Annotated in this window: 9 protein-coding genes; 4 read left to right on the forward strand and 5 right to left on the reverse strand. The window is 72.1% G+C overall.

All coding sequences use genetic code 11. The annotated features are described in order from the left end of the window. Positions 1–66: 66 nt before the first annotated feature. Together ACBJ32_RS28445 and ACBJ32_RS28450 are read right to left on the reverse strand one after the other, a co-directional pair. On the reverse strand, positions 67–2,697 hold the full coding sequence (locus ACBJ32_RS28445; protein ID WP_375129280.1) for a putative bifunctional diguanylate cyclase/phosphodiesterase: 2,631 nt from the start codon (positions 2,695–2,697) through the stop codon (positions 67–69). A gap of 236 nt (positions 2,698–2,933) precedes the next feature. Continuing rightward, entirely contained in the window at positions 2,934–3,842 is a 909-nt protein-coding gene (locus tag ACBJ32_RS28450; RefSeq protein ID WP_357872167.1) for a 2-hydroxyacid dehydrogenase, read from the reverse strand. Between the two features lie 38 nt (positions 3,843–3,880). Between ACBJ32_RS28450 and ACBJ32_RS28455 the strand changes: the two genes are divergently transcribed. Beyond that, positions 3,881–4,948 carry a PQQ-dependent sugar dehydrogenase gene (locus tag ACBJ32_RS28455; protein ID WP_375129281.1) on the forward strand — a complete coding sequence of 356 codons (1,068 nt, stop codon included), beginning with the start codon at positions 3,881–3,883 and terminating at the stop codon, positions 4,946–4,948. A gap of 73 nt (positions 4,949–5,021) precedes the next feature. Here the strand turns inward: ACBJ32_RS28455 and ACBJ32_RS28460 are convergent, their stop codons facing one another. The 3 genes from ACBJ32_RS28460 to ACBJ32_RS28470 form a co-directional block, all read right to left on the reverse strand. Next, positions 5,022–6,785: a VanW family protein gene (locus ACBJ32_RS28460; protein ID WP_375129282.1), complete on the reverse strand. Its 1,764-nt coding sequence runs from the start codon at positions 6,783–6,785 to the stop codon at positions 5,022–5,024. Between the two features lie 326 nt (positions 6,786–7,111). Then, positions 7,112–7,768 carry a response regulator gene (locus tag ACBJ32_RS28465; RefSeq protein ID WP_357872159.1) on the reverse strand — a complete coding sequence of 219 codons (657 nt, stop codon included), beginning with the start codon at positions 7,766–7,768 and terminating at the stop codon, positions 7,112–7,114. Next, positions 7,765–9,342, reverse strand: coding sequence for a sensor histidine kinase (locus tag ACBJ32_RS28470; RefSeq protein WP_357872156.1), 1,578 nt, complete (start codon positions 9,340–9,342; stop codon positions 7,765–7,767). Before ACBJ32_RS28470 ends, ACBJ32_RS28465 begins: the two co-directional genes overlap by 4 nt. A 136-nt stretch (positions 9,343–9,478) precedes the next feature. On the opposite strand from ACBJ32_RS28470, the gene ACBJ32_RS28475 reads away from it, so the two are divergent. Genes ACBJ32_RS28475 through ACBJ32_RS28485 form a run of 3 tightly spaced genes read left to right on the forward strand, consistent with a single transcriptional unit; the run spans position 9,479 to position 12,443 of the window. After that, the gene (locus tag ACBJ32_RS28475; RefSeq protein WP_357872153.1) at positions 9,479–10,447 is read left to right on the forward strand and encodes a tripartite tricarboxylate transporter substrate binding protein; all 969 of its coding nucleotides are present in this window, start codon (positions 9,479–9,481) and stop codon (positions 10,445–10,447) included. Then, entirely contained in the window at positions 10,447–10,929 is a 483-nt protein-coding gene (locus ACBJ32_RS28480; protein ID WP_375129284.1) for a tripartite tricarboxylate transporter TctB family protein, read from the forward strand. Before ACBJ32_RS28475 ends, ACBJ32_RS28480 begins: the two co-directional genes overlap by 1 nt. Continuing rightward, on the forward strand, positions 10,926–12,443 hold the full coding sequence (locus tag ACBJ32_RS28485; protein ID WP_375129285.1) for a tripartite tricarboxylate transporter permease: 1,518 nt from the start codon (positions 10,926–10,928) through the stop codon (positions 12,441–12,443). Before ACBJ32_RS28480 ends, ACBJ32_RS28485 begins: the two co-directional genes overlap by 4 nt. Positions 12,444–12,525 lie beyond the last annotated feature (82 nt).

Consider the following 12,525-nt stretch of genomic DNA (forward strand, 5'->3'; position numbering starts at 1 on the left):
CTGCGAAGCATGCCCTACACCATAGCCGCAACGAACGCCATCGCGCCAACTTCGTGGACACAAGTCTCAAACAGTGAGACTCGTCCGCATCAGCGAGTCGACCCCGCGCGCCGCCATCGGCCGCGCCACCAGGAAACCCTGCCCCCTCGTACAGCCCATCTGCTTCAGCAGTTCGAGCTGCTCAGGACGCTCGATCCCCTCGGCCACCACGATAAGCCCGAGGTCGTGCCCGAGGCGCACGATCGTGCGCGTGAGCAGGGTCAGCGTGTCGTCCTTGCCCAGCCCCGACACGAACGACGGGTCGATCTTGATCATGTCGACGGGGAGCTGCCTGAGGAAGGCCAGCGAGGCGTAACCGGTGCCGAAGTCGTCGATCGCCAGCCGCACGCCGAGCGCCCGCAGCTCCGACAGCCGCTTGATCGTCTCCTCGGCGTCCTCGACCAGCATCTCCTCGATCACCTCGAGCGTGAGCACGGAGGCCGGCAGCCCGCTCTCGGTCAGCGCCTCCTCCACGGTCTCGACGAACCTGGGCGCCATGATCTGGCGCGCCGACAGGTTCAGCGACAGCCCGATGTCCCAGGACGAGGCCCGCCAGGCGGCCACCTCGCGGCACGCCTCGCGCAGGATCCACTCGCTCAGCGGCACGATCAGCCCGGTGTCCTCGGCCGCCCCGAGGAACTGCTCCGGCGGCACGAACACCGACCCGCGCCACCACCGCACCAGCGCCTCCACCGCGGTCACCCGCGAGGTCGCCAGGTCCACCACCGGCTGGTACTCGATCGCGAACTGCTGCTCGATCAGCGCCCGCTGCAGGTCGGCCGCCAGCTCCAGGCGGCGTATCACGTCGGCGTGCATCTGCGCGGCGAACACCTCCACGCGCCGCCCGCCCAGCTCCTTGGAGCGCGCCATGGCCACGTCGGCGTTGCGCATGAGGTCGCCCGCCGACACGTCGTCCTCGGTGAAGGCGACGCCCACGCTCGCGGTCAGCGCCACATCGCGGTCGGCGACCCGGAACGGCTCCTGCGAGACCGCGCGCACCAGCCGCTCGGCCAGGTCCACCGCGATCTGCGCGTCGCCGCCGGTCTCCACGAGCACCGCGAACTCGTCGCCGCCCCACCGGGCCAGCGTGTCGTCGGCGCGCACGGCGCCGCGCAGCCTGCGGGCCGCCTGCCCGAGCAGGTAGTCGCCGCTGGCGTGCCCGACCGAGTCGTTGACCGAGGTGAACCCGTCGAGATCGAGGAAGATCACCGCCACGTTCGCCGTGCCGGGGGACGCCGTGCGGCCCGACAGCACCTCGCGGGTGCGCTCCTCGAAGTAGGCGCGGTTGGGCAGCCCGGTGACGCCGTCGTGGAAGGTCAGGTGGGCGACCTGGTTGCGCAGCGCCTCCTCGTCGCTGACGTCCCTGGTCGTCACGAGCATCAGGTCCTCGCCGCCGGCGTGGCGGGTGGCCACGGACTCGGTGGGGCGCCACGTGCCGTCGGCCGCGCGCACGCGGCAGGCGATCAGGCAGGCGCCGGGCGCGGCGTTGTCCTCCGCGAGGTTCATCGCGCGCATGGCGACCTGGATGCCCGGCACGTCCTCCGGGTGGATGTAGTCGAAGATCGACCCGCCGACCAGCTCTTGCGGGCCGTAGCCGTACGTCACCTCGACGCCCGCGCCGATCTCGCGTACGACGCCCTCGTAGTCGCAGGTGAACACCACGTCGCCGGTGCTCTCCGCCAGCTCCTTGAGCTGGCGCTCGCTCAGCTTGACCAGGCTGCGCAGGCGCACGTTCGCCGCCGAGACCACGAACAACCGCACCAGCAGGAGCAGCACCACGGAGACCGCGACCACCACGACGCCGGTCACGGGCGCCCCGGTGCGCCCGCCGGCCTGGTGCACGAGCAGCGTGCCGGCGGCCACGGCCACCAGGGCCAGGGGCACGATCGCGACCGCGTGGCCGACCGCGGGCCGGCTCGCCTGCTTGACCCGCGGCCCCCACGGGACGGCCGCCAGCAGCAGGAACGCGACCGGCGCGAGCATCACGCCCCACAGCTGCGGCTCGGCGTCCATGAGCCGGGCCACCGCCGCCGACATCCCGGCCACGGTCATCGTGGCCAGCACGCCCACGCCGGCCAGGCCGAGCAGCCAGGACGACGACCTGCTGGTCAGCACCGACGGGATCACGGCGAACGTCACCAGCAGCCCCACCAGCGGCGGCAGCATGACCAGCGTGAACACGGCCGCGTCGGCCGTCTCGGCGTAGACGTGGCGCAGCGCCACCATCCAGCCGATCAGGAAGAGCGAGGCCGTGCACAGGTAGGCGTCGGTGAGCTGCCGTAAAGCGGCCCTGGCCGGAAACCTGCGGTCGGCGGCCACCAGCGCGCCGCTCGCCGTGATCACCGTGCCGAGCAGCATGAACATGTCCGCGAAGCTGTCGACGAAACTCTCGGTGAACGGCCGCAGCGCCACTCCGGCGGTCCAGATGATGGCGCCACCGCCCATCCAGCGCGCGCCCATCGCCGTCGGGCGATGCGTGGCCGCCTGCTTCACCGAGGCGATCAGCAAGGAGGCGGCGGCGACCAGCGCCGCGATCCCTCCGGCGACCGCTCCGGTGACCAAGGCCGGGCTCTCCGTCAGGAGGGCGGCGGCGAACGCCGCCGCGCCTGCCGCCGCAGCGGCGGCCGGCGGCACCCGGGGATCACGCCAGCGGATCACAGTCGTTGCCCATCCCGTCTCGAACTCTGCACCAGTGACCGCCGAAGCCCGGTCGATCACTTCGCCAGTGTGTGCTGTCGTGGGTGCGCGGGTGGTGACAACGCCGATGTCGTCACCGATCTGATAACCAGACAGACCAATTGCCGCCAAGAGTTCCTTGACAGTGAGTCAGGAACTCCCTGCAAACGTAACCGTACGCACCGAAGGTCACGGACCAGCCACGTTCCGGGATCCTCTCAGTACGAGTCGGTGATGACATTCACCAACGGCTCGCCGGCCAGGTATCTCTGCACCTGGGCGCGGACGAGCCGCAGCGTGCGCCGTACGGAGGCGGGGGTGCTGCCGGCCACGTGCGGGGTGATCAGCACGCCCGGCGCGCTCCACAGAGGGTGACCTTCGGGCAGCGGCTCGGGGGCGGTCACGTCCAGCGCGGCGCGCAGCCGGCCGGTCTTGAGCTCGGCGACCAGCGCGTCGGTGTCGACGACCCCGCCCCTGGCGGCGTTCACCAGCACGGCGCCGTCCTTCATCCGGGCCAGGAACGCGGCGTCCACCATCCCGGCCGTGGCGGCGGTGGCGGGCACGAGCAGCACGACCACGTCCGCCTCCGGCAGCAGCGCGGGCAGCTCGTCCATGCCGTGCACGCCGTCGCGGGCGCTCCTGGCCACGCGGACGATCTCCACCTCGAACCCGTCGAGGCGCCGCTCCAGCGCGGCCCCGATGGAGCCGTACCCGACGATCAGCACGGTCGAGTCGGCCAGCACGCCGGTGTGGTGGTAGGTCCACTCGCCCCTGCGCTGGGCGTCCACGAACCCCGGGAACTCCCTGAGCACCGCGATCATGGCCCCCACCGCCCACTCGGCGGTGCCCGCCTCGTGCACGCCGCGCGCGTTGCACAGCACCGCGCCCTCGGGCATGTGCGGCCGGTACGGCTCCACGCCCGCGGTCACGGTCTGCAGCAACCGCAGCGAGCTCATCCTGGCCAGGGTCCCCGGCACGTCGGGCACGGTGACCAACGGGGGGATCCACACCTCCACATCCTCCACCCCATCCGGCATCGCGGACGTGCCGTCATAGACGGCGCATTCGACGCCAGGAAGCTCGGACAGTACATCTGCCACCGAATCGGACGGAACCCAGGTCTTCATGCCGAGAACCTTACGACTACGGGGGAAGTATGGAACACATGAGGAAGCTCTGGACGATCATGCTACTGACCGCACTCACGGCATGCTCCGGGCTCACGGCCTGCACCGACCGCGGCGGAGAGGTGTTCCCCACGGCGGCCGTGTCGGCGGGCGCCGCTCCGAGTGCTCCCGAGGACGTGGTGACGGGGCTGGCCGTGCCGTGGGGGATCGCGTTCCTGCCCGGCGGGGACGCCGTGGTCACCGAACGCGACACCGCCCGCGTGCTGCGGGTCACCCGGACCGGCCAGGTCACCGAACTGGCCAAGATCGAGGACGCCAGGCCCGACGGCGAGGGCGGCCTCATGGGCGTGGCCGCCAAGGATGACCAGCTCTTCCTCTACTACACCGCCGAGCTGGACAACCGGATCGTCCGCTACCGCCTCACCAACGGCGGACTCACCGACCAGCAGCTCCTGGTGCAGGACATCCCCAAGGGCGGCATCCACAACGGCGGCCGGCTCGCCTTCGGCCCCGACGGCTTCCTGTACGCCACCACCGGCGAGGTCGGCGACCGCGACCTGGCCCAGCGGCGCGACTCGCTCGGGGGCAAGATCCTGCGCATGACCGTGGACGGCGCGCCCGCGCCGGGCAACCCGTTCGGCACGCTGGTCTACAGCTACGGCCACCGCAACGTCCAGGGCCTGGCCTGGGACGGCTCCGGCCGCCTGTTCGCCTCGGAGTTCGGCGCGAACACCTACGACGAGGTCAACAGGATCGAGCCGGGAGGCAACTACGGCTGGCCGGAGGTCGAGGGCCGCGGCGACGACCAGCGCTACATCAACCCGATCCTCACCTGGTCCACGGCGGAGTCGTCGCCGTCAGGCATGGCGTACGCGAACGGGTCGCTGTGGGTGGGGGCCCTGCGGGGGGCGCGCCTGTGGCAGATCCCGCTGGGCGAGGACGGCTCCGCCGGCGCCCCGGTGGCCCACTTCACCGACCGCTACGGCCGGCTCCGCGCGGTCGCCGCCACCCCGGACGGCAAGCTGTGGGTCGGCACCAGCAACAAGGACGGCCGCGGCTCCCCCAAGGACGGCGACGACCGCATCATGTCCGTCACCCCGTCCTGACCGCCGCTCGCGCTCGGGCGGCATCAGGGCGGCACGACCGCCGCGATGCCGCCCGCGCGGGCGCTCAGGGGTCTTACTGGGTGACGGCGGTGCAGGTCGTCTGGGGCTGCGGCCGGTACTTGGTGGTCAGCTTCTTGTCCTTCTTGAGGACCTTGCCATCGTTGTAGAACACCCGGGTCACGTCGATCGTGAACCCCTGCTCCCCCACCGTCGGCAGGCAACCTGCCGCCGCGCTGCTCTCCCGCCGGAACGGGGTGAAGTCCCGCCGCTCCGACGCCACGGCCTCCACGCGGTCGTACCGCTTCGTGCTCCACAACGCCACCGTCACCGACGTCTCGGTGAAGGCGGTCTTGATCAGCACCCCGAACTCCGAGTCGTTGCGCCACTTCAGGTCCAGGTCCGGGTACAGCAGCGCGACGTCCCGCCCGGCCGGGTACCGCGGCGCGTAGTAGTCCATCGGCTGGTGCTCCACGTCGTCGAACCCGCCGAAGAACGCCGCGTTGTACATGGTGGTCGCGAACTGCGACCCGCCGCCGCCGACGATGTTCACCATCCGCCCGCCGACGATCTGCCCGGCCTCGACGTACCCGTCCTCGACCGTCCGCTCCCCCAGCACCTCGTTGACGGAGAACGTCTGCCCCGGCTTGACGAGGTACCCGTCGACCTCCTGCGCCATCCGCTGGATGTTCTTCACCCGGGGCTGGCAGCAGTCGAACGTCGTGGTGAACTCGCCCACCAGCTCCTTGATCCCGAGCCCCTGGATCTGCGTGGTGTCCACGGCCGGCGCGACGGTGCCGAGCCGGACCGGGATCGTGCGCTCCCCGCCCTCGGCGAACACCTTCTCCGCGTCCCTGGCCAGCAGCTTGTCGTTGACCCCCCGGCCGGTGCGCGCGGGCACCAGGACGGGCTTGCCGTTCACGATCTGGTACGAGGCGTCCCGCGGCTGCTGCGTCGCGTCCACCAGGCTGCTCTCGACGGAGGCCAGGACCCGCTCGGCGTCGAACCGGGGCGCGAGCCCGCCGTCGCCGTCGGCGTTGTACGTCAGGTTCGCCGCGATCATGGCCGGCGGGATCTGCACCTGCTTGTCGTCGAGCGTCAGCGTCAGGGGGGCGGCCACGGCGGCCCTGGCCTTGGCCATCGCCTCGGTGACGGCCTCGGGGGTGGTGGCGGGCTTGGCGGGCCTGAGCGTGAGCACGACGGGGCCGCCGCCGTTCAGGAAGGCCTGGCTGACCCTGCGTACGGCGTCGTCCCGGTCGAGCAGCACCCCGTCCTCGGGCCGGCGGGCCCTGGGCTGCAGCCCGGAGAAGGTCACCCGGCCCTCGACGGCGGGCTTGTCGATGCTCTCCGCCAGCCCCTCGACGGTCCTGGTGAGCTGGGAGGAGTCGACGCTGATCCTGGGCTGGAGCTCGGTCGTGCCGACCAGCCCCCGCCAGACCTCCACCGGGCTGGGGAACCCGCTGGGCGCCTGCCCGATGGTGGCGACCACGTCGAGCTCGAGTCCGGCCTCGTCGGGCTGGATGGTGTCCTTCTTGCCGCCGATGTCGGCCACGACGGGCTTGCTGAGCTTGGCGCCCAGCTCGGTGCGGAGCTTGTCGGCCGCCTGCGTCACGGTGAGGCCGCCGATGTCCACCCCGGCCACGCGCGTGCCGCGCAGCACGGAGCCGGACATGAGCACGGCCGGCACCACGTACGCCAGGGCCGCGAGCACCAGCACGAACACGATGAGGCCCGGCAGCAGCCGGCGGCGCCGGGGCGGCTCGGGCTCGAACGGCGAGGGCCGTTCCGGCGTGCCGAACGCGGTGGTGGGCCGGCTCGCCGGCCCCTTCTCCGCGGCCATGGGCCAGGGCTGCGCGGGCGGAACCGGTGGCAGCGTGCCCTTGCCCGACGGACCGCCCGGGGCGCTCGGGCCTTGGGCCGGCTGCGGCTCCTGCTTCTCCGGCGGGCCGAAGATGTCCCGGGAGACCCCCGGGGGCAGTCCTTCGATCCGCGGTCTTCTGGTGACAGCCGACGTCGGTAAGGGCACCGAGGCGAACGGGTCGGTCGGTGATTCGATCGGTCCGGCGTTTCGCACGCCTCAATCTCCTCCCGGTCCGCAGCCAAGTCTCAGGCAACAGTAAGGCACGCACATCCGCATATGTCACGGGAAATGGCTACGGAAATGTGTCAACCTAGCCACCGGTAGCGATGTTCCGGCCGGCCGGCCGTGCCGTAACGCGGACGGAACTCGGCCTGCCCCGCCGCGCACAGGTGTTCCAGGTAGCGGCGGGTGCTGACCCGCGACAGGCCCGTGAGCTCGGCAGCCTCCGCGGCTGACAGGTCGCGGCCCGCCTCTCGCAGGGTATCGGCGACCAGAGCGCAGGTGGCCGCCGACAACCCTTTCGGCATGGGGACGGCGGTCTTGAGCGTGCCGAAGAGCCGGTCCACGTCGTCCTGGCGGGCCTCGGGGCCGATGGCGGTCAGGCGGTTGCGGGTGTCGGCGTACTGCCGCAGGCGCTCGGCCAGGGCGGCGGCCGTGAACGGCTTGATGAGGTAGTTGACCGCGCCGCCCCGCATGGCCTCCCTGACGGTGGGCACGTCGCGGGCGGCGCTGACCACGAGGACGTCCACGTCGTGCAGCGCCTTGAGCACGTCCAGGCCCGACATGTCGGGCAGGTAGATGTCGAGCAGCACGAGGTCCGGCCGCAGCTCGGCCGCCGCCGCCAGCGCGTCGGCGCCGCTGTGCGCGACGGAGGCCACGCTGAAGCCCGGCACCCGGCCCACGTAGCCGCTGTGGATGCGGGCGACCATGAAGTCGTCGTCGACGACCAGCACGCGGATCACGAGGAACCTGCCTTCGCCGGGAGCAGCGCGGTGAAGACCGCTCCGCCCGCGTTCCGTACCTGTACCCATCCGCCCCTGCGCAGGCACACCTGCCGGGTCAGCGCCAGCCCCAGCCCGCGCGGCCCCGCCTTCGCGGCCTTCGTCGTGAACCCCTCCCTGAAGACCTCCTCCACCAGGTCGGGCGCGATGCCGGGGCCCGAGTCGCCGACCCGTACGCGCAGCCCGCCCGCGTCGGCCTGCACCGACACCTCGATCGTGCCCTGCGCGCCGTCGAGCGCGTCGATGGCGTTGGCGACCAGGTTGCCGACCACGAGGACCGCGTCGCGGGGATCGCCGAGCAGGCCCTCGGGCACCGAGGAGTCCTCCGCCAGCACGAGCTCGGCCCCGCGCTCGGCCGCCTCGGCCGACTTGGCCAGCAGCAGGGCGGCGAGCGTGGGGTCCTGGATGCGCGCGCGCAGGTCGGTGGAGTAGGCGCCGTGGGTGGTGCGGGTGATGAAGCCGATGGCCGCCTCGTGCTCGCCCAGCTCCAGCAGGCCGACCACGGTGTGCATGCGGTTGGCGAACTCGTGCGCCTGGGCCCGCAGCGCGTCGGTGGCGCTGCTGGCGTCGTCCAGCTCGCGGGCCAGCCGGATCAGCTCGGTGCGGTCCCGCAGGGTGACCACCCAGCCGCGGTGGCGCCCGCGTACCCAGACGGGGGTGCGGTTGAGCACCAGCACCCGGTCCCCGTGCAGCACGATGCGGTCCTCGCCGGGGTCGGCGCCGCCGAGCACGTCGCGCATGCGCTCGGAGACCGGCATCTGCGTCAGGTCCGCGCCGACGTCCCCGAGCAGCTCGCGGGCGGCGTCGTTGACCAGGGTCACCCTGCCCGCCAGGTCGAGCGCGAGCACGCCCTCCTTGACGCCGTGCAGCACGCCCTCGCGCTGCTCCAGCAGCGCGGCGATCTCGCGCGGCTCCAGCCCGAACGTCTGCCTGCGCACCCGTGCGGTGATCAGCGCGGCCAGGGCGAGCCCGGCCAGCAGCACGGCCAGCGCGGTCCACAGGAGCGGCGGCAGCGCCTGGAAGACCTGGCTGATGACCGTGGTCTCCAGCACGCCGACCGAGACGAGGCCGATGACCGTGCCGTACTCGTCGCGGATGGGGGCCTTGCCCCTGACCGTCGTGCCGATGGTGCCGGTCTCGGTGCCGACCCAGCTCCGGCCCGTACGCAGGACCGCGCTGCCGTCGGTGGACAGCCGCTTGCCGATCAGGGAGGCGTTGGGATGGGCGTAGCGCTCCTGCTCGGTGTTGGCGATCACCACGTAGTCGGCGCCGGTCTCCTGCTGCACGCTCATGGCCAGCGGCTGCAGCACGCTCTCGGGCCGCGCCAGCCCGAACGCCCTCCTGACCTCGGGCAGCCCGGCCACCGACTGCGCGATGGCCAGCGCCCGCTGCTGGTGCAGCTCGTCGAGCTGGTCACGCGTGTGCTCGGCCCACACGCCTCCGGTGCCACCGACGGCGAGCAGCACGATCACCATCTGGAGGACGAACAGCTGCGTCCCCAGGGAGGCGTCACGAACCCGTCTCACCTGGCCCATGGAAACAAACACAGGTCACGTCCGGGTCGCGACCAATACGACCACTATGACGCCAAGCGCGCAAAGCCTCGACGGGCCGCGGACGGCACTTCACCATGCCAGTTCCATAACAGTGAAAATCCCCCCTGGAGTGATCATGCGCTTGCGCGTACTCGCCGCTCTCGCGGCACTCTCCCTCGGCACGCTGACGGCGTGCGGCCAGTCGGGCGGCACCTCCGCCGCCGGACCCCTGCGGATCATGGCCCCGGCCGCGCCCGGCGGCGGCTGGGACCAGACCTCCCGCACAGCGGAGCAGGCGTTCAAGACGGCCGACCCGCAGCGCAAGGTCGAGGTGTTCAACGTGCCCGGCGCCGGCGGCACGATCGGCCTGGCGCAGCTCGCCGGCGAGAAGGGCAACGGCAACCTGCTGATGACCATGGGCCTGGTCATGGTGGGCGCCATCGAGCAGAACAAGTCGAAGGTCACGCTCGCCGAGACCACGCCCATCGCCAAGCTGACCGAGGAGTACGAGCTGGTCGTGGTGCCGGCGGCGTCCCCGTACAAGTCGGTGGCCGACCTGGTGGCGGCCTGGAAGGCCGACCCGGCGAAGGTGTCGATCTCGGGCGGCTCCGCGGGCGGCACCGACCACATCGTGGCCGGCCTGATGGCCAAGGCCGCCGGCGTGGACCCCAAGCGGGTCAACTACATCGCCCACTCGGGCGGCGGCGAGGCGCTGAACGAGCTGCTCGGCAACAAGGTCAGCGCGGGCATCTCCGGCGTGGCGGAGTTCGCCGAGCACGTGAAGTCCGGCAAGCTGCGCGCCCTGGGCGTGACCTCCGCCGAGCGGCTGCCCGGCCTGGACGCCCCCACGCTCAAGGAGGCCGGGCTGGACGTCGAGCTGGCCAACTGGCGCGGCTTCGTCGCCCCCGGCGGGCTCTCCGAGGCCGACAAGAAGGCCCTGACGGACGCGGTCACCAAGATGCACGACTCGCAGCCGTGGAAGGACGCGGTGACCAAGAACGGCTGGATCGACTCCTTCCAGACCGGGCAGCAGTTCGCCGACTTCCTCAACGCCGAGCAGACCCGGGTCAAGGGCATCATCGCCGAGATGGGGCTCGTCTCCTGATGATCGGGCGTCGGTGGCGGCCCGAGCTCGGGCTGGCGGTCGTGGTGCTGGTGCTGGGCGTGCTCGTCGTGGTCGGCACGCTCGACGTGTCGGCGGCGGCCTCCCAGCTCGGCATCGGGCCGCGCTTCTTCCCCATGCTGGTGGGCGGCGCCATGGTGCTCATCGGCCTGTTCTACGTGGCCGACGTGCTGCGCGGCGGCCACGGCGACCCCGAGGAGAGCGAGGACGTGAACGCCGCCGCGCCCACGGACTGGCGCAGCCTCGCCCTGGTCAGCGGCATCTTCCTGGCCTTCGCCGCGCTGCTGGACCTGCTCGGCTGGATCGTCGGCGCGAGCCTGCTGTTCTTCGGCCTGTCGGTGGCGCTCGGGGCCGAGCACAGGCTGCGGGCCGCCGTGATCGCCGTGGTCATGGGCGTGGCGACGTACCTGCTGTTCGTCAACGGCCTGGGTGTGAACCTGCCGAACGGGGTGTTCGCGCTGTGACCTCCTTCCAGCTCCTGCTCGACGGCTTCGCCGCCGCGCTCACCCCCGTCAACCTCCTGTACGCGCTCATCGGCGTCACGCTCGGCACCCTCGTCGGCGTGCTGCCCGGCATCGGGCCCGCGATGACCGTGGCGCTGCTGCTGCCGATCACCTTCACGGTGCCGCCGGCCAGCGCGTTCATCATGTTCGCCGGGATCTACTACGGCGGCATGTACGGCGGCTCGACCACCTCCATCCTGCTCAACACGCCGGGCGAGTCCTCGTCGATGATCACGGCGCTGGAGGGCAACAAGATGGCCAGGCGCGGGCGGGCCGCCCAGGCGCTGGCCACGGCCGCGATCGGCTCGTTCGTGGCCGGCACCATCGCCACGGCGCTCCTGGTCGTGGCGGCGCCCGCGGTGGTGAGCTTCGCGATCGCGTTCGGCCCCGAGGACTACTTCGCGCTGGCCGTCCTGGCCTTCACTGCCGTGTCGTCGGTGCTGTCCCGCTCGGTCGTGCGCGGCCTGGCCTCGCTCGGCCTCGGCCTGGTGATCGGCCTGATCGGCATCGACCAGCAGACCGGCCAGGCCCGGCTCACGCTGGGCATCCCGCAGCTCCTCGACGGCATCGACGTGGTGATCGTCGCGGTCGGCCTCTTCGCGCTCGGCGAGGCCCTGTACGTGGCCTCCCGCCTGCGCCACGCGCCTCCCGAGGTGGTGCCGGTCGGCCGGGCGTGGATGGGCCGCTCCGACTGGCGCCGCTCCTGGCTGCCCTGGCTGCGCGGCACCGCCCTGGGCTTCCCGTTCGGGGCGCTGCCCGGGGGCGGGGCCGAGATCCCCACGTTCCTGTCGTACGCGGCCGAGAAGCGCCTGGCCCGCGGCGTGGCCCGCGAGGAGTACGGCAAGGGCGCCATCGAGGGCGTCGCGGGCCCCGAGGCGGCCAACAACGCCTCCGCGGCCGGCACCCTGGTCCCGCTGCTCACGCTGGGCCTGCCCACCTCCGCCACGGCCGCCATCCTGCTGGCCGCCTTCCAGCAGTACGGCCTGCAGCCGGGGCCGCAGCTCTTCGACCACAACCCGGCGCTGGTGTGGGGCATGATCGCGTCGCTGTTCATCGGCAACGCGATGCTGCTGGTGCTGAACCTGCCCATGGCCCCGCTCTGGGCCCGCGTCCTGCGCGTCCCCCGGCCGTACCTGTACGCCGGGATCGTGCTCTTCGCCGCCCTCGGCGTCTACGCGCTGAACGGCACCGTGGTGGACCTGTTCGTCCTGTACGTGCTCGGCCTGCTCGGCTTCGCCATGCGGCGCTTCGGCCTGCCCGTGGCGCCCGCCGTGATCGGCATGATCCTGGGCCCGATGGCGGAGATCCAGCTCCGCCGGGCGCTGGCCATCGGGGCGGGCGACGTGAGCGTGCTCGTCCGCAGCCCGATCGCGGCCGTGCTGCTCGTGCTGTCGGTGCTGGCGCTCCTGACGCCCCTGTTCAGGAAGCTCCTGGCCCGCCGCGGCCTCGCCCCCGCACCACGCGGGGAGGACTGACCGCGACCGTCACGCGAGGAGTAGCCGCGGCCCGGGCCGGGCATCCTTCTTCGTGGTTCTTGGAGTGGCCCCGCCGATCTGT

Source organism: Nonomuraea sp. GTA35, assembly GCF_041950525.1.
Classification (GTDB): domain Bacteria; phylum Actinomycetota; class Actinomycetes; order Streptosporangiales; family Streptosporangiaceae; genus Nonomuraea.

What these genes read in the sequence shown, in the direction of transcription:
- ACBJ32_RS28450 (WP_357872167.1), bottom strand. Translation starts at nt 3,842, where the DNA reads ATGAAGACCTGGGTTCCGTCCGATTCGGTGGCAGATGTACTGTCCGAG.
- ACBJ32_RS28455 (WP_375129281.1), top strand. Translation starts at nt 3,881, where the DNA reads ATGAGGAAGCTCTGGACGATCATGCTACTGACCGCACTCACGGCATGC.
- ACBJ32_RS28460 (WP_375129282.1), bottom strand. Translation starts at nt 6,785, where the DNA reads ATGGCCGCGGAGAAGGGGCCGGCGAGCCGGCCCACCACCGCGTTCGGC.
- ACBJ32_RS28470 (WP_357872156.1), bottom strand. Translation starts at nt 9,342, where the DNA reads ATGGGCCAGGTGAGACGGGTTCGTGACGCCTCCCTGGGGACGCAGCTG.
- ACBJ32_RS28475 (WP_357872153.1), top strand. Translation starts at nt 9,479, where the DNA reads ATGCGCTTGCGCGTACTCGCCGCTCTCGCGGCACTCTCCCTCGGCACG.
- ACBJ32_RS28480 (WP_375129284.1), top strand. Translation starts at nt 10,447, where the DNA reads ATGATCGGGCGTCGGTGGCGGCCCGAGCTCGGGCTGGCGGTCGTGGTG.